This window comes from Arthrobacter phoenicis (genome assembly GCF_047238215.1).
Lineage (GTDB): Bacteria > Actinomycetota > Actinomycetes > Actinomycetales > Micrococcaceae > Arthrobacter.
In genome coordinates this window covers 901,778-918,222 of sequence record NZ_JBDFMK010000001.1, presented here as the reverse complement: position 1 = coordinate 918,222, position 16,445 = coordinate 901,778, and the positions used below count along the sequence as shown (strand labels likewise).

17 protein-coding genes are annotated in these 16,445 nt (G+C 68.7%); 9 read left to right on the top strand and 8 right to left on the bottom strand.

Annotated elements, in window-relative coordinates; translation table 11 throughout:
- Positions 1–43: 43 nt before the first annotated feature.
- Complete coding sequence (locus tag ABC337_RS04040) at positions 44–187, bottom strand: hypothetical protein (protein ID WP_412882258.1); 144 nt, start codon at positions 185–187, stop codon at positions 44–46.
- Between the two features lie 194 nt (positions 188–381).
- On the opposite strand from ABC337_RS04040, the gene ABC337_RS04035 reads away from it, so the two are divergent.
- Entirely contained in the window at positions 382–1,449 is a 1,068-nt protein-coding gene (locus tag ABC337_RS04035; protein ID WP_412882259.1) for a tetratricopeptide repeat protein, read from the top strand.
- On the opposite strand, the gene ABC337_RS04030 is transcribed toward ABC337_RS04035, so the two are convergent.
- Positions 1,446–2,087, bottom strand: a complete 642-nt coding sequence (locus tag ABC337_RS04030; RefSeq protein WP_412882260.1) for a hypothetical protein — start codon at positions 2,085–2,087, stop codon at positions 1,446–1,448. The genes ABC337_RS04035 and ABC337_RS04030 overlap by 4 nt on opposite strands.
- A gap of 57 nt (positions 2,088–2,144) precedes the next feature.
- On the opposite strand from ABC337_RS04030, the gene ABC337_RS04025 reads away from it, so the two are divergent.
- The 5 genes from ABC337_RS04025 to sucD all read left to right on the top strand — a co-directional run bounded on the left by ABC337_RS04025 (position 2,145) and on the right by sucD (position 8,644).
- The gene (locus ABC337_RS04025) at positions 2,145–3,032 is read left to right on the top strand and encodes an inositol monophosphatase family protein (protein WP_412882261.1); all 888 of its coding nucleotides are present in this window, start codon (positions 2,145–2,147) and stop codon (positions 3,030–3,032) included.
- A gap of 51 nt (positions 3,033–3,083) precedes the next feature.
- Positions 3,084–5,585 carry a DNA helicase PcrA gene (gene pcrA / locus ABC337_RS04020; RefSeq protein ID WP_412883221.1) on the top strand — a complete coding sequence of 834 codons (2,502 nt, stop codon included), beginning with the start codon at positions 3,084–3,086 and terminating at the stop codon, positions 5,583–5,585.
- 44 nt (positions 5,586–5,629) lie between these two features.
- Positions 5,630–6,337 carry a hypothetical protein gene (locus ABC337_RS04015; RefSeq protein ID WP_412882262.1) on the top strand — a complete coding sequence of 236 codons (708 nt, stop codon included), beginning with the start codon at positions 5,630–5,632 and terminating at the stop codon, positions 6,335–6,337.
- Positions 6,338–6,561: 224 nt separating this feature from the next.
- Positions 6,562–7,731 (top strand): ADP-forming succinate--CoA ligase subunit beta, encoded by a 1,170-nt coding sequence (gene sucC, locus ABC337_RS04010; RefSeq protein ID WP_290258673.1) that lies wholly within the window; start codon positions 6,562–6,564, stop codon positions 7,729–7,731.
- A gap of 10 nt (positions 7,732–7,741) precedes the next feature.
- Positions 7,742–8,644: a succinate--CoA ligase subunit alpha gene (gene sucD / locus ABC337_RS04005; protein ID WP_290258672.1), complete on the top strand. Its 903-nt coding sequence runs from the start codon at positions 7,742–7,744 to the stop codon at positions 8,642–8,644.
- Between the two features lie 119 nt (positions 8,645–8,763).
- Here the strand turns inward: sucD and ABC337_RS04000 are convergent, their stop codons facing one another.
- The 3 genes from ABC337_RS04000 to ABC337_RS03990 all read right to left on the bottom strand — a co-directional run bounded on the left by ABC337_RS04000 (position 8,764) and on the right by ABC337_RS03990 (position 10,248).
- Positions 8,764–9,246 (bottom strand): SRPBCC family protein, encoded by a 483-nt coding sequence (locus ABC337_RS04000; RefSeq protein ID WP_412882263.1) that lies wholly within the window; start codon positions 9,244–9,246, stop codon positions 8,764–8,766.
- Positions 9,243–9,602: an ArsR/SmtB family transcription factor gene (locus ABC337_RS03995; protein ID WP_364138691.1), complete on the bottom strand. Its 360-nt coding sequence runs from the start codon at positions 9,600–9,602 to the stop codon at positions 9,243–9,245. Before ABC337_RS03995 ends, ABC337_RS04000 begins: the two co-directional genes overlap by 4 nt.
- Positions 9,603–9,798: 196 nt before the next feature.
- The gene (locus ABC337_RS03990) at positions 9,799–10,248 is read right to left on the bottom strand and encodes a MarR family winged helix-turn-helix transcriptional regulator (protein WP_412882264.1); all 450 of its coding nucleotides are present in this window, start codon (positions 10,246–10,248) and stop codon (positions 9,799–9,801) included.
- 168 nt (positions 10,249–10,416) lie between these two features.
- Here ABC337_RS03990 and ABC337_RS03985 point away from each other — a divergent pair, with 168 nt between their 5' ends.
- The gene (locus ABC337_RS03985; protein ID WP_412882265.1) at positions 10,417–11,718 is read left to right on the top strand and encodes an MFS transporter; all 1,302 of its coding nucleotides are present in this window, start codon (positions 10,417–10,419) and stop codon (positions 11,716–11,718) included.
- Here the strand turns inward: ABC337_RS03985 and ABC337_RS03980 are convergent.
- The gene (locus ABC337_RS03980) at positions 11,715–12,491 is read right to left on the bottom strand and encodes a gamma-glutamyl-gamma-aminobutyrate hydrolase family protein (protein ID WP_412882266.1); all 777 of its coding nucleotides are present in this window, start codon (positions 12,489–12,491) and stop codon (positions 11,715–11,717) included. The genes ABC337_RS03985 and ABC337_RS03980 overlap by 4 nt on opposite strands.
- Before the next feature lie 74 nt (positions 12,492–12,565).
- On the opposite strand from ABC337_RS03980, the gene ABC337_RS03975 reads away from it, so the two are divergent.
- Positions 12,566–13,069: an SRPBCC family protein gene (locus ABC337_RS03975; RefSeq protein ID WP_412882267.1), complete on the top strand. Its 504-nt coding sequence runs from the start codon at positions 12,566–12,568 to the stop codon at positions 13,067–13,069.
- Between the two features lie 6 nt (positions 13,070–13,075).
- Entirely contained in the window at positions 13,076–14,209 is a 1,134-nt protein-coding gene (locus tag ABC337_RS03970) for an LOG family protein (RefSeq protein ID WP_412882268.1), read from the top strand.
- 3 nt (positions 14,210–14,212) lie between these two features.
- Here the strand turns inward: ABC337_RS03970 and ABC337_RS03965 are convergent, their stop codons facing one another.
- Both ABC337_RS03965 and ABC337_RS03960 read right to left on the bottom strand, forming a co-directional pair.
- Positions 14,213–15,172, bottom strand: coding sequence for a matrixin family metalloprotease (locus ABC337_RS03965; protein ID WP_412882269.1), 960 nt, complete (start codon positions 15,170–15,172; stop codon positions 14,213–14,215).
- Positions 15,172–16,338 (bottom strand): VIT1/CCC1 transporter family protein, encoded by a 1,167-nt coding sequence (locus ABC337_RS03960; protein WP_412882270.1) that lies wholly within the window; start codon positions 16,336–16,338, stop codon positions 15,172–15,174. The genes ABC337_RS03965 and ABC337_RS03960 overlap by 1 nt, the downstream gene beginning before the upstream one ends.
- Between the last annotated feature and the right edge of the window lie 107 nt (positions 16,339–16,445).

The following is a 16,445-nucleotide window of genomic DNA, read 5'->3' as shown; positions in this document are numbered from 1 at the left end:
CGGATCGGAATCCGGCACCCGCCCTCAGTGGCTAACCCCAGTGTTAGTTCTTCGGGGTGGAGTTCGGCCAGTAGAATACGGCCTCAACAGAGCCCTGGTTGCCGTTGGCGGACACGGCGGAAGCCGCGGAGACGCCCGCTGCAGCCAGGGCGCCGGCGACGAGGATGGTTGCAAGGGTTTTCTTCATGGAGGGCTCCTGTTACGTAAGTGGCTGAAGTGACTCGTGTAATGCAGGTTCAGTATAGGGGTATTGGACACGCCGTACAGCATGAATTCAGGGAACTTTTGAAATGCTGTGCTAATCATGTCTCTCCCGGGACCCGGCGCGGTCACTTGCGCGCCGGGTTCACTTTTTTGCGACATCCCACGGATACTTGTTTCATGCACTCTGTATCGCCGCTGTACGCTGCCGCCGAGCTCAAGGCGCATGAGCAGAGGAGCAACCATGCCTTCGCCGAGGCTGCAGATAGCGCAGAGCAGGCCGCCTCAATTGCCCGCCAATCCGGAGATGATACTGCGTGCTGGAACATGCGCTTCCTGCAAGCGGAAAACCTGCTCGATGCAGGGCAGTTTGCCGAGTGCGCGTCATTATCCCAATCGCTTCTTTCGGAAAGCTCCCGACCCGTATGCCAAAGGGAAGTTGCCCGGACTTACATCCTACTCGCCAAGGCGCAGCAGGGTACGGGACTGCTGGCTGAGGCTGCCGAGTCTGCGCGTGCTGCAGGGGCCCTAACGGACAACGAATCTGACGTCGAACTCAACGTGAAAGCGAGGCAGGCTTTGATTGCTGCTTTAGCGGACGGGGGCCGGTTTGATGATGCCTGGGAAGAGAGCAAACGGCTTTCGTCAGTAGTTTCTGATGATGTTGAAGACCAGCTGGCGGGCAAAGCGTATTGGGTCGTTGGCAACGTGGCTTTCCTTTGTGGTCGGATTGAAGACGGGTTGCGGTACCACGAACTGGCGGCTTCGACTTTTTCGCCTACAAAAAACTTGGATGTCTGGGCCAAGTTCAACAAGGCTTCCGCGGCTATGCGATTAGCCGCGGAAATTGCAGACGCAGACACACTTCGCTGCATTGAGAGGGCAGAGTTGGCCACGGACGTGATCGGCGGCACGGACCTCGACGTATTGCTTTTGCGGCGGAACAGAGCGCACTGGAACTTTCTCGCCGGCGATCCCGAAGCGGCAGCGGCCATACTGGAGGACATTTGCCAGATGACTACAGCCCCGCAGCTTATCGGCGACGCATGGTTCCTTCTCGGCCGCTCGTACTTGGCCATGGGCAACGAGTCCGCTGCACGAACAGCCTTGACAGAGGCCGTCACGCACTTTGAGAGCGCTGGCGCTCCCCACCGCGCAGAGCAGACCCGGGAGTTCATCGCCGTCGAACTCGGCCCCGCGGCCCTCTGGTCACGTTTGTGGCGCGCGGCCGGCTTCGGCCGGCACTAGTCCCCAGCAGCTCCGCGTGCCGGGGACGACTTCCGGTTCAGGAACACGGCTGCGCCGCCGGCCAGCAGGTTGAGCAGCAACAGCACCCACCCGGCCACCGTGAGCGCGGAAGCGAGCCCCACCTGGCCGCCGTCGAGGATGCCGGCCGACATCATGCCGTCGATCGCGGCGTTCCCCCAGAGCCGCACCACGGCAAACAACAGCGGCAGGGCCCAGAACGCCCAGCGCAGCGGCTTCCTGGCCACGTTGACTCCGATCAATAGCAGCCAGGTGAAGCCAAAGATCAGCGGGAAGAGCGTCCCGGCGGTCTTATGCACATAGTTCAACTGTCCGCGGGCGTCGTTATCCATGGCCGTGCGAAGCTGGTCAACGAACCCTTGGTCAAAGCCGCCGATCAGCGAATCCGGCATTGGCAGCCCGCCGCTGAGCTGGGTCAGCTGGTTCAGTGTCAGGAGGTGCAGGTACCAAAACAGGAAGAGGCTCGCCACCACGCCGGCGATCAGGATCAGGTTGCCGTTGCTCTGCGCCTTTTGCGGCGTCCGGGAGGTGCTGGGGTTGATCACCGGAGGCAGCTGATGCTGGGGGAGGGCAGCGTTGGCGCCGTGTTTTTTGAGCCGCTGGGCGGGTGTTTTGGCCATGGACCCATTATCGCCCCTGCCCGCCGCCCCGGTGCCCGGCGCCGGTAGGCTGAACGAATGAGCGAAACAGGCAGCAACGACTTCGGCCACAGCGACCTCGGCAGGCACCGGCTCGGACGGCACAGCGCCGCGGACCTCAGCCCCGACCTCGACGACGCCGAATTGGCCGCCGCCCTGGTCCGGGAGGCGGGCAACCTGGCCCTGCTGATGCGCCACGCCGGGCTGGAAGGCCACCAGAAAACCTCCGTCTCCGACGTCGTTACCGCCGCCGACCACGCCGCGGAAGCCTACGTCCTCGAACAGCTCCAGCGGTGCCGGCCCGAGGACGGCATCCTCGGCGAGGAGGGTGCCGCCAAGACCGGTACCAGCGGACGGTCCTGGGTGATCGACCCGGTGGACGGCACCTACAACTTCCTGCACGGCTCCAGCTACTGGTGCTCCGCCCTGGCACTGAGGGACGGAACCGGCCCGCTGCTCGGGGCCATCTTCCAACCCGAGGCGGACAAGCTCTGGCTCGGCGGCACGGACCACCCCGCCACCCTGAACGGCGAGCGGCTGACCGGCTTCGCGCCCGAGGCTGGAGCCGCACCGGCGCGGGACCAGTCGCCCCTCGCTGAGCAGGGCGCAGCCACCTACATCCACCCCACCTGGCTCGCGGACCCAATGTGCGCCATGCCCTGGCACGCGGCCGCCGTCTCCGCGGCGTCGCTGCGGATGTTCGGATCAGGCTCCTGCGACCTGGCCCGCGTGGCCGACGGCGAACTCGACTGCTGGTTCCAGCACAGCTGCCCGGAATGGGACTGGCTGCCGGGCCAGGCGATCGTGCGGGCGGCCGGCGGCAGCACCGACGTCGTCCGCGTCAACGGCCTCGAGTGGTTCATCGCCGGGGGAGCGACGGCGGTGCGGGAGCTCCGCGCCGCGCTCCAGCGGGGGTCCGTGCAGTAGTCCCGAACCTCGCCGTCGGTGGCACCACCTAGACTTGTTAACACCATGGATATGTTGTTTGACCCCTACGCCGACGGACCCTTCCAAGCAGCTGCGACCCCGGGCGCGCCCGCGAAAGCGGCGGCTCACGCGGGCGCCGGCACCGGGATGCCCGCCCTGGCGCACGGCCACGGGGGCGACGGCGGGCATGGCCACGCCGACGGCGAACGGCACCGGCTGCCCAGTGCCGAGGACCTCCTCCAGGGCCTGAACCCGCAGCAGGAAGAGGCAGTCAAGCACGCCGGCGGCGCCCTGCTGATCGTGGCCGGCGCGGGATCCGGAAAGACCCGGGTGCTCAGCCACCGCATCGCCTACCTGATCGCCACGCGGCGGGCGCACCACGGCGAGATCCTGGCCATCACCTTCACCAACAAGGCCGCAGCCGAGATGCGGGAGCGGATCGAGGCGCTGGTCGGCGGCCGGGCCAAGACCATGTGGATTTCCACGTTCCACTCCTCCTGCGTCCGCATCCTGCGCCGCGAGGCAGCCAACGTGGGCCTGAACTCCAACTTCTCCATCTACGACTCGGCCGACTCGCTCCGCCTCATCACCCTGGTGGCCAAGAACCTGGACCTGGACCCCAAGAAGTTCGCGCCCAAGGCCATCCAGCACAAGATCTCGGCACTCAAGAACGAACTGATCGACGCGGACAGCTACTCCTCCAGCGCCAACCACAATGACCCGTTCGAACAGGCCGTCGCAGAGGTCTTCAAGGGCTACACCCAGCGCCTGCGCCAGGCCAACGCCATGGACTTCGACGACCTGATCGCCGAGACCGTGTACATGTTCCGGGCCTTCCCGGCGCTCGCGGATTCCTACCGGCGCCGCTTCCGGCACGTGCTGGTGGACGAGTACCAGGACACCAACCACGCCCAGTACGCCCTTGTCCGCGAGATCGTCGGCGAGGGCGAGGCAGCGGCGGAACTGACGGTGGTGGGTGACTCGGACCAGTCCATCTACGCCTTCCGCGGCGCGGACATCCGCAACATCGTGGAGTTCGAAAAGGACTACCCGGACGCGCGCACCATCAAGCTGGAGCAGAACTACCGCTCCACCCAGATCATCCTCAGCGCCGCCAACGCGGTCATCTCCCGCAACCCCAACCGGCCGGAGAAGCGCCTCTGGACGGCCGAGGGCGACGGCGAGAAGATCGTCGGCTACGTCGGCGAGAACGAGCACGACGAGGCCCAGTTCATCGCCAAGGAAATCGACCGACTGCAGGACGAGGGCAACCTTCGCCCCGGCGATGTCGCGATCTTCTACCGCACCAACGCCCAGTCCCGGTCTATCGAGGACGTTCTGGTCCGCGTCGGCCTGCCCTACAAGGTGGTTGGCGGCACCCGCTTCTACGAGCGCAAGGAAATCAAGGACGCCCTGGCCTACCTGCGCGTCCTGGTCAACCCCGACGACGACGTCAACCTGCGCCGCATCCTCAACGAGCCCAAGCGCGGCATCGGCGACCGGGCCGAGGGTGCCATCGCCTCGCTGGCCCAGCGTGACCGCACCTCCTTCATGGCCGCCGCCCGGCGGGCCGACGAGGCGCCCGGCATGGCCACCCGCTCCGTGAACGCGGTCCTCGGCTTCGTGAAGATGCTCGATGACCTGGCGGAGGTGGCCGCCGGCTCCGGTGCGGCCGCGGCGCTGGAGGCGGTCCTGGAACAGACCGGTTACCTCGCCACCCTGCGCTCCAGCACGGACCCGCAGGACGAGTCCCGGGTGGAAAACCTCGCCGAACTGGTCGCCGTCGTCCGTGAATACGAGCGCGACAACCCCGAAGGTTCGCTCGGCGCCTTCCTGGAGCAGGTCTCCCTGGTGGCGGACGCGGACCAGATCCCGGATGCTCCCGGCGCTGATATCGATGCCGCCGTGGCCGAGGCCAAGCGGCTCGGCGTGGTCACCCTGATGACCCTGCACACCGCCAAGGGCCTGGAATTCCCGGTGGTGTTCCTCACCGGCATGGAGCACGGGCTCTTCCCGCACCAGCGTTCGGCCACGGACCCCAAGGAACTGGCGGAGGAACGCCGGCTCGCGTACGTGGGCCTGACCCGGGCCCGGAAGCGGCTTTACCTCACCCGCTCCGAGGTCCGGAACATGTGGGGGCAGAGCCAGTACAACCCCGCCAGCCAGTTCATCGAGGAGATCCCGGCCGAGCTGGTCGAATGGAAGCGTGAGGGCACCAGCCGCCAGGCGGCCAGCTGGGGCGGCGGGTCCATCGGCTCCAGCCGCTACAGCGGATCCTTCTGGGGCGCGGGCACGGCCCGCGGCACCGGGGCCGACTCCGCTGCCGGGTTCAATGCGGATGTCCCGGCGGCGATCGCCCGGAACCGGGTCCAGCCGCAGAAGGAGATCGTGGCTGTCAGTGTGGGGGACAGGGTCAACCACACCAGCTTCGGCGATGGCACCGTGCTGGCCGTCGAGGGCGCGGGGGACAAGACCGTCGCGAAGGTGACCTTCGCGGTCGGCGAGAAGCGGCTCCTGCTCCGCTACGCACCGCTGACCAAGATCACGGCCTGACCGGCGCCACGGCCTGCCCCGTACCGGCCGCCCGGATTGGCATAATGAAGCCCATGCGTCGAACCCAGCAGGCCGCCCTCGCCGCCCTGATGCTGCTCGCGGCCAGCGGCTGCAGCGTCACCCGGCAGGACCCGGACTACGTCCCGCCGGCGCCGCTGCCGGTCCTCGAGCAGCTCCGCCAGGCTCCGCTGACGGACCCGGCCACCCTCGGGGCGGGCACGGACGCCGTCAGCTTCGTGACCGCGGACCACACGGTGGCCTGCAGTCTCACCTCGGCCCGGGGCACCAGCATCAACCTCCCCTACGAGCCCAACAACTTCACCGCGCCGGCCAACGCCAAGCTGGCCACCGTTCCGGTCGCGCACTGCGAACTCTCCGCCTACCCCCGCCCCGCAGCCCAGGACATCGCGGACGACTGCGCCGGCACGGGGCTGGGCTACCTTGGCGGCACGGCGCTGCTCACCCCGGACAAGGCCGCCTATGGTGAGTGCCGCTCCGGCGTCACAGCCCTGGAGGCGGAATACGGGCCCAGGGGCAGCGCCACCGGGCCGATCTCCCAGCTGGCGGTCCTGCCGGAGGGCGGCAACGTGGAGCGGAACGGCCTGCGGTGCTCCGCCTACGACGGTGGCGTGGCCTGCGGAAACGTCTCCGCGCAGGTCGCTTTCTTCGTCTCCCGCGACCGTTACGAGCTCATTAAGGGACCCGCCGCCACTCCCTCCGCGGCGGTTCCGAAGGCCTCAAAATCCCCGTAATGTAGGGGTTTTTCTACGCTCAATAGAATAGTGTCGTTACTCACATAACCTGTACTGTGGGTCGGGCTGCCCGCTCCAAAGGACTAGAGTTCCACAAGGAGCATTGCGTCGTGCGGCTCGTCTCCGGACCTGTCGCAGGGTGCCTTTAATCCGCAGCCCGGTCACCGCGAATCCGCGGCGAGCGGCTGTACAGAAACTACTTCGACGTAGAAGGACACTAAACCGTGGACCTGTTTGAATATCAGGCGCGCGATATGTTCGAGGCGCACGGTGTACCCGTGCTTGCTGGCATCGTGGCGCACACCCCTGAAGAAGCAAAGGCAGCTGCCGAGAAGATCGGCGGCGTAACTGTCGTCAAGGCACAGGTTAAGGTCGGTGGCCGCGGAAAGGCCGGCGGCGTTAAGGTCGCCAAGACCGCCGACGAGGCTCTGGAACACGCCACCAACATCCTCGGCATGGACATCAAGGGCCACACCGTCAACACGGTGATGATCGCCCAGGGTGCCGACATCGCCGAGGAATTCTACTTCTCCGTTCTGCTGGACCGCGCCAACCGCAACTACCTGGCCATGTGCTCGGTTGAGGGCGGCATGGAAATCGAGCAGCTCGCCGTCGAACGCCCGGAAGCGCTGGCCAAGGTTGCCATCGACCCGGCCGTCGGCATCGACCAGGCCAAGGCCGACGAAATCGTCAACGCCGCCGGCTTCGCCGAGGAACTGCGCGGCAAGGTCGCCGCCGTGATCCTCAAGCTTTGGGACGTCTTCAAGAAGGAAGACGCCACCCTGGTCGAGGTCAACCCGCTGGTCAAGACCGGCGCCGGCGACATCGTCGCCCTCGACGGCAAGGTCTCCCTGGACGAGAACGCCGACTTCCGCCACCCGAAGCACTCCGCCCTGGAGGACAAGGACGCAGCGGACCCGCTGGAGGCCAAGGCCAAGGCGCAGGACCTGAACTACGTCAAGCTCGACGGCGAGGTGGGCATCATCGGTAACGGTGCCGGCCTGGTCATGTCCACGCTCGACGTCGTCGCCTACGCCGGCGAGAAGCACGGCAACGTCAAGCCCGCCAACTTCCTGGACATCGGCGGTGGAGCTTCCGCCGAGGTCATGGCCGCAGGCCTGGACGTCATCCTCGGTGACGAGCAGGTCAAGGCCGTGTTCGTGAACGTCTTCGGCGGCATCACCGCCTGCGACGCCGTCGCCAAGGGCATCGTCGGCGCTCTCGCCGAACTGGGCTCCTCCGCGAACAAGCCGCTGGTCGTCCGCCTCGACGGCAACAACGTCGAGGAAGGCCGCCGCATCCTGGCCGAGGCCAACCACCCGCTGGTTACCCTGGCCGCCACCATGGACGAGGGCGCCGACAAGGCCGCCGAGCTCGCCAACGCAGCGAAGTAAGGGACGCGACATGTCTATCTACCTCAACAAGGACTCCAAGGTCATCGTCCAGGGCATCACCGGCGGCGAAGGCACCAAGCACACCGCCCTGATGCTCAAGGCCGGCACCAACGTCGTCGGCGGCGTCAACGCCCGCAAGGCCGGCACCACCGTCGTCCACGGCGACAAGGAAATCAACGTCTACGGCACCGTCAAGGAAGCCATGGCGGAGACCGGCGCCGACGTTTCCATCGTCTTCGTTCCCCCGGCCTTCACCAAGGACGCCGTCGTCGAAGCCATCGAGGCCGGCATCGGCCTGGTCGTCGTCATCACCGAGGGCGTTCCGGTTCAGGACTCCGCCGAATTCTGGGCCCTGGCTCAGTCCAAGGTGGACGCCAACGGCAAGCAGGTCACCCGCATCATCGGACCGAACTGCCCCGGCATCATCACCCCGGGTGAGGCCCTGGTCGGCATCACCCCGGCCAACATCACCGGCAAGGGCCCAATCGGCCTGGTCTCCAAGTCCGGCACGCTGACCTACCAGATGATGTACGAACTGCGCGATCTGGGCTTCTCCACCGCCATCGGCATCGGCGGCGACCCGGTCATCGGCACCACCCACATCGACGCTCTCGAGGCCTTCGAGGCCGACCCCGAGACCAAGGCGATCGTCATGATCGGCGAAATCGGCGGCGACGCCGAGGAGCGTGCGGCCGATTACATCAAGGCCCACGTCACCAAGCCGGTTGTCGGCTACGTGGCCGGCTTCACCGCCCCCGAGGGCAAGACCATGGGCCACGCAGGCGCCATCGTCTCCGGTTCCGCGGGCACCGCACAGGCCAAGAAGGAAGCCCTCGAGGCTGCCGGTGTCAAGGTCGGCAAGACGCCGTCCGAGACCGCCAAGCTGCTGCGCGAAGTGTTCGCCGCGCTCTAGGCCACACAGCTTCAACGCAACGCGGGGCCACCCCCGCCCGTCCGGTTCGCCGGGCGGGCCGGGGTGGCTCCGCGTTTGTGGTTTAAGCGGCAGGTCCTAGCCCACCAGACCCGGGTCCGTCAGACCGTGGCGCCGGCCAGCAGTTCTTCGAGCCGCTCGTAGCCCTCGCTGACGCCGCCCTCCATTCCGGACTGGGCCATGCCGTCCCGGGCCTCCATGCTGGGGTAGACGGCGTGGGCGTTCAGCCGGGTGCGGCCGTCGCCGAGATCCGTGAAGGTCATGAATTCGATACTGACCACGTCCGGGTAGCCGTCGAATTCAAAGGTCTGGATGGCGAAGTCGTTCTCCCGGACCGTGTGGAAGACGCCGCTGAAGACGTGGGGGACGCCGTCGTGCCCGGTGTGGGTGTAGCTGTAGGTGCCGCCGGTGTGGAAGTCGTAGTGGTCCACCTTCATGCTCATCCCGCGCGGGCCGAGCCACTGCACGATCAGGGCGGGGTCCTTGTGGGCGCGGAACACGTCCGCCACGGGGAAGTCGAAGTCCCGTACGAAATCGATGAAGGGCAACCCTTCCGGGACGCTGAGTTTCAGGGCGTTGCTCATGATGAGTCCTTTGCCTGGGTGCCGCGTGCTGCGGCCTGGGTGTGGAGCGCGGCGTCGAGGCTGCGGAACTGCTCCTCGCGGACCAGCCGGTACTGGTCGATCCATGCGGTGAGAGCCTCCAGCCGTGCGGGGTCCAGGTGGACGGGCCGGCGCTGGGCGTCGCGTGTGCGCGTGACGAGCCCCGCCTGTTCGAGGACCTGGATGTGCTTCGAGACCGCCTGCTTGGTGATCGCGAAGGGTTCCGCCAATTCGTTCACCGTGGCCGGACCCCGGCTGAGCCGGGCGATGATCCTGCGGCGGACGGGATCGGCCAGCGCCAGGAAAGCGGAGTCGAGCTGGTCGTCGTCGTGGACCATGAAGTGCCCCCTCAGAGTCGGAGGTGCAGCCGCGGTGCGTGGCATGCCACCGGGCGATCACCGAGGAGTAATCAACTCAACGCTTGATCAACCAGATGGTTGTTTAACGGTACCGCCGCGGGGGAGCTTGCGCCAGACCTGGAGTGGCGGATGCCTCGCGCAGGGCCGACTCTCCGGGCCGCTTAAATCCCCGGACTCAGGCGAGGGCGTGCAGCCGGGGGAGGGCGTCAACCAGCGGGGCAAGTTCCGGGATGTCCTGCGCCGCGGCCAGGGCGCGCTCCAGTGTGCTGTCGTGGACCGGCCGGGCCTGCTCCAGGAGTGCGATGCCGCTGGCCGTGAGTTCGGTGTAGATGCCGCGGCGGTCGTCGTCGCAGAGGATCCGGGTCAGCAGGCCCCGGTCCTCGAGCCGGTTTACCAGCCGGGTGGTGGCGCTCGCACTCAGTGCCGTGGCGCGGGCGAGCTGCTGCATCCGCATGTGCCAGCCGTCCTGGCGGCTGAGCGCGTCCAGAACGGTGTACTCGACCACCGAGAGTTTTGCCTCGGCCTGCAGGGCCCGTTCCAGCTCCGTCTCGATCAGTCCATGCAGGGCCGCGAGGGTGCGCCAGCCTTGTGCGCGGACCTCCACGGCGTCGTCCTTGATGCCCATTCGTGTGCTTCCTTTCCCAATCGGACCGCCCGCGGCACCATCCCGTGCCTGGCCAACCCAAAGTAGTTGCTTGCGCGCTATAGTTGCGTGTGCAACAATAAATAACGCGTCTGCAACTAATAGCTTACGCGTCCCCCACTTTCAGTACAGTTTTCGAAGGAGTCATCCATGCCTATCGGCCTGATAGCACTCGCCCTCGGCGGGTTCGGAATCGGACTCACCGAGTTCGTCATCATGGGCCTGCTGCCGCAGGTCGCCGCGGATTTCCACGTCACCGAGGCGGTCGCCGGCTGGCTCATCTCCGGGTACGCGCTCGCCGTCGTCGTGGGGGCGCTGGCACTGACCGCCGCTGTGACCCGGTTCGAGCGCAAGCCCGTGCTGGTGGCCCTAATGGTGTTGTTCATCGCCGGCAACCTCATCTCCGCCCTCGCCCCCGGCTACACCGTCATGATGGTGGGCCGGATCATCGCCGCACTGGCGCACGGTGCGTTCTTCGGCATCGGCGCGGTGGTCGCCGCCAGCATGGTCGCGCCCACCAAGAAGGCCGGCGCCATCGCCATCATGTTTACCGGCCTGACAGCCGCGAACGTCCTGGGCGTCCCCTTCGGCACCATGCTGGGCCAGGCCGCCGGGTGGCGCTCCACCTTCTGGGCCATCACCGTCATCGGTGTCCTGGCACTGGCCGGCATCCTGGCCCTGGTCCCGCGGACCGGCGCCGGCGACGCGGCACCCGGAGGCCTCCGCGGCGAGCTCCGCGCGTTCCGCTCCGGGCAGGTCTGGTTGTCCATCCTGGTCACCATCCTGGGCTACGGCGGCATGTTCGGGGCCTTCACCTACATCGCCTTCACGCTGACCGAGGTCACCGGCTTCTCCGCGGCCACCGTTCCGTGGCTGCTCATCGTCTTCGGCGTCGGTCTCTTCATCGGCAACACCATTGGCGGCAAGGCGGCGGACCGCAACGTGGACCGCACCCTTCTGGTGGTGCTGGCGGCCCTTGTGCTGGTGCTCGTGGCCTTCGCGCTCACCGCGGCCAACCAGCCGATGACCATCGCCTCCATGGTGCTGCTGGGCGGCTTCGGTTTCGCCACCGTCCCCGGCCTGCAGATGCGCGTCATGAAGTACGCGGACAGCGCCCCCACGCTGGCCTCCGGCGCCAACATCGGCGCGTTCAACGTCGGTAACGCCCTGGGCGCCTGGCTGGGCGGCGTCACCATCACCGCCGGCCTGGGCTACACCTCCCCGATCTGGGCGGGGGCGGCCACCACGCTGGCCGGGCTCGTGGTGATGGCCGTCGCCGCCGCCGGTGCCGCGAAGCGGGCACCGAACGCCGCCGCGCGGACCGCGGGTATTTACGACGGGGGCACTAACGACGGCACCTTGAACGACGACGCCATGAACGACGACGCCGCGAACGACGGCGCCGCGGCCCCTGCGGAAACCGCCGAGCCCGTGGCCGCGGGCCGGGGCTAGGCTCCCGTCCGGTCTGCCGGCACCCGCTGCCGGCAGACCGCCACGAACGCCGCGAACGGCGCCAGCCGCTCGGCCTCGGGAAGTTCGGCGGCCTCGGGGTGCCACTGCACCGAGGCCACCCAGCGCTCCGGATCTTCCACTGCCTCCACGGTCCCGTCGTCGGCGAGAGCCGTGACCATCAGGCCGTCGCCCACCCGGGCGACGGCCTGGTGGTGTCCGGAGGCAATCCTGACCCGCTCCGGATTCCAGTCCGCGTACAGGGCGGCGACCTTCGATCCGGCCACGATGTCCACGTCGTGCCAGGCCCACGGCCCGGCGTCGTGGTCCGGATCGTTGGACGGGACGGCCTCCCGGTGCGGCACCGCGCCCGGGTCCATGTCCTGGACCAGGGTGCCGCCGTAGAGCACGTTCAGCAGCTGGTGGCCCCGGCAGATGCCCAGCACCGGAACGCCGCCGGCCATCGCCTCCCGCGCCACCACGAGGTCCAGCTGGTCCTGGCCGGCGTTGACGTCGTAGCAGGTGCCGCCGTCGGTCTCCCCGTAGAGCGCCGGATCGAGGTCCCCGCCGCCGGGGAGGATGACGCCGTCGAGTCCGCGAACGGCCTCCGCGTCCGTCAGGAGCACCGGTTCGCCACCGGCCCCGCGCAGGAGCGCCACGATGTAGTCGAAGAGGTCGTTCGCCTCGCCCACCCGAGGGTCCGGATCGGAGGAACTGCTGAGTCGGACGGGCACCCCGATGCGGGGTCCTCCGGCGGATGAGGTCGGAATCTGCATGCCTCATTCTGCACTACGTTCCGGGCTCCGCCGCGGCGCCCGTCCAGCCGCGCGCCGGAGGCTAGGATTGCCGGATGAACAACCGGTACCTGGTCTCCCGCAGCCGTTTCATCGCCGCCTCCCCGGAGGAGATCTTCGAGGTGCTGGCCACCCCCGCCCTGCACAGCGAGATCGACGGCTCCGGCACCGTGAAGGGCGCCCAGCCGCGCGGCCCGGAACGGCTGGGACCCGGCGCCCGGTTCGGCATGGAGATGAAAATCGGCGTGGACTACAAGATCCTCAATACCGTCAGTGAGTTCGAGGAGGGCCGCCGCATCGCCTGGCGCCACTTCTACGGCCACATCTGGCGGTACCTACTGGAACCGGCCACCGAAGCCGGTGTCCCGGGCACCCTGGTCACAGAACAGTGGGACGCCCGCGCGGTCCGGGGACGGTTCCTGCTGCGCCTGGCCGGCTACCTCCGCCGGCACCCCGCCAACCTGGAGCAGACCCTGGCCCGGCTGGACCGGTACCTGGCCGAGCGGCCCGCCCGGGACGTCCCAGTCCGGGACCTACCCGCCCCGGACGCCCGGGGGTAGCGCCGGATGAGCGCCGCCCGCAGCCTGCACCCCAGCCCCCGCACCCTCGAGGTCGAGAGCCTGGAGAGCTTTGACCGGCTGGTATCCGGCGGCGCCCGGTCCCTGCACGGGTGGCACCTGCAGTCCCTGGACCTCCGCGGCCGGCGCGCGGCGCTGGAGTCAGCCGACGTCCAGGGCGCCGTGTTCCTGGGTTGCACCTTCGACGACGGCGTCGAGGCCATGCTCCGGTCCGGCGGCGCGCTGATCTTCCCCAAGCTGGAAAAGGTGCCGTTCAACCCGTACCGCGGGACGCTGTACACCCCGGAGGAGCTCTACGCCGGCATCGCCGACACCCGCTACGAGGACACCCCGGACGCCCGGATCTACCACTGGAGCATCCACTCCGGGCAACGCCGCCGGCTCGACGCCACCCTCGCTGCCGCCCTCCACGACCACGCAATCGGGGACGCCCTGGAGGAATTCACCCGCTCCGACGCGGCCCGGGGAAAGACCCTCGTGGGAGTGATGGGCGGCCACGCCGCCACCCGGGGGTCCGCCGGCTTCACGGAGGCCGCGCTGCTCGGACGGCTGCTCGCCGGCGCCGGGCGGCTGGTGGCCACCGGCGGCGGCCCGGGCGCCATGGAGGCCGCCAACCTGGGCGCCTACCTCAGCGGGGCCGCCGAAAACGACTTCCGGCAGGCGCTGGCGGACCTGGCCGCGGTGCCCGGCTTCCGGCCCTCCGTGTCGGCCTGGGCCCGGGCGGCCGCCGCCGTCGTCGAACGCCACCCGGACGGGACGCCATCGCTGGGCATCCCCACCTGGTTTTACGGGCACGAACCGCCCAACTACTTCGCCACCCACATCGCCAAGTACTTCGCGAACTCCATCCGTGAGGCGGTCCTGCTGGAGCTGTGCAACGGCGGGATCGTGTTCCTGCCCGGTTCCGGCGGCACCATCGAGGAGATCTTCCAGGACGCCTGCGAGAACTACTACGGTGCGCCGGAGACCATTACGCCCATGGTCCTGGTGGGGCGGGAGCACTGGCTGCGCCGCTACCCGGCGTGGCCGTTGCTGCAGAGCCTCGCCTCGGGCCGGCAGATGGAACGGCGGATCTTCCTGGTGGACACCGTCGAGGAGGCGCTGGCCGTCCTGGGCTCCTGAGCCCTAAAGGTCCTTGCGGCAGGGGACCCGGCCGAGTTCGTACAGGCCGTTCAGGTCGCCGGCGGCGAGCCCGTCCGGGGCACCGATCTCCGGATACATCAGCTGGTTCGGGTCGGTGACGTGCTCCAGGCCCATGACGTGGCCCAGTTCGTGCAGGATGACGGCGGTGGCGTAGGCGGACCCGTCGCCGCGCTGCAGTTCCTCGGTGATCTGCGGGGCGTCCAGCTCCAGGCTGCCGGTGACGTAGGTCTTGGGGCCGCCGCCGAAGCTGAAGTGGGTGCTGCCGCCGGTGCCGATCACGGGGCCCTCCAGCTGCGGCGCCTGCTCCGGCGTTGTCCAGGCGATCAGCAGGGGTGCCCAGTGGTCTCCGTAGGCGTCCTTTTGGTACGGGGCGCGGGCCTGGGACGGCAGCTCGGTGGTGGCGCCGTCGCTGACGAACCTGATTCCGGTCGCGGCGGCGACTGTCTTGATGGCGTCCTCCACCAGGGTTTCCGACCCGGCCGGGGCCAGGGCGGCGTTGACCACGTAGTGCAGCGGCCGGCAGGGCGAGTAGCCCACCGGACCGCCGTCCGCGTTGGTGGCCAGGAACGTGAAGGAGCTGCTGGCCGACGCGGGTTTGCGGGCCTGCCCGAGGGGCTGGTCCTGTTCCTCGTAGCCGGGTGGGGGGACGGCCATGGCGGTTCCGTCCGCCGGGACCCCGGCCTGCCGGGCGGGGCTGCTGGCCGTCGCATGGCCGACGGCGCCGGGCCCGGTGCCCAGCCCGGTCCCCGGCACGCGTCGGGCGGTGGCGTCGTGGGGGAGCCCCAGCAGTTCGGTCAGCCGGGGATCGTTGTAGACCAGCCCGGCAGTAGCGAAAGCGGCCACCGCGATGAACGCGATGGCCGCCAGGTTCCGGGCCGCCCGGAAGCCGCCGGCGGCACGGCTGTGCCGCGGCGGCCGGTTCCGGGAGCCCGGGTCTTCCACTAGCCGACCACCGCGCCGAAGGCCATGCCCAGCAGGTAGGTGACGGCGGCGGCGCCCAGGCCGATCGCCAGCTGGCGAAGGCCGCGGGTCACCGGGGAGGTGCCGGAGAGCAGGCCCACGACGCCGCCGGTGAGCAGCAGTGCGATGCCGACCAGGCCGGCGGAGACCACCAGGGCGGCGATGCCGGTCATGCCCAGGACGAACGGGATGATCGGGATGATGGCACCGGAAGCGAAGAAGCAGAAGCTCGACGCCGCCGCGCTCCAGGCGGTGCCGACGGCCTCGTGCTGGTCCTCGGCCTCGGGCAGTTCCGGCCGGAGCGAGAGGCTCGGGTCGCAGTCGCAGTCCAGCAGGCCCATCCGCTCGGCGACCCGGTGCTCCGCGGCTTCCCGGGACATGCCGCGGGCCAGGTAGACGAGGACGAGTTCGTTGTGCTCGATGTCCAGGGACGGCGCCGCGGCCAGGGTGATCTGGGTGGGCCGGGTGGCGGCCAGCAGCTCACGCTGGGAGCGGACGGAGATGAACTCGCCGGCGCCCATGGACAGCGCACCGGCCAGTAGGCCCGCGACGCCGCTGAGCAGCACCACGGAGCTGCCGACGCCGGACGCGGCCATGCCCATCACCAGGGAGAGGTTGCTGACCAGACCGTCGTTGGCGCCGAACACGGCGGCGCGGAAGCTGCCGGCGAGGCGGTTGCGGCCGCGGGTGGCCAGGCCCCGGACCACTTCCTCGTGGATCTGTTCGTCCGCGACCATGGCCGGGGTGGCGTTGGGGTCGTTGGCGTAGGGGGAGCGGCTCTCGGCGCGCTGGGCCAGGGCCAGGACGAACACGGAGCCGAAGTGCCGGGCCAGGAAGCCCAGGAGCTGGCTGCGCAGGGACGCGGGACGCGGCCGGCCGGCGTGCTCGCCGAGCAGCTGCAGCCAGTGCGCCTCGTGCCGGCCCTCGGCCTCGGCCAGGGCCAGCAGGATGGCGCGTTCCTCGCCGCTGCGGTTCTGGGCCAGGTCGCGGTAGACGCGGGCCTCGGCGCGTTCGTCGGCCAGGTACTGCCGCCAGCGCCGGATGTCGGCGGGGCTGTGTTCCGTCGTCGACGGGGCCGGGGCGTGGCCGGAGCCCGCTGGGGCGTCGCCGTGGGCGTGGTTTTGGTTTGATGGTGCGTGCTGGGACACGGAAAAACTCCTGGGTGGATGTGGCCTCATCGGGCCCGGATCAGCTCCCAGCGTACCCCGGTATTCCGCGGATTTTCGGCCGGTTATCCTCACCGAAAAGTTTAGGG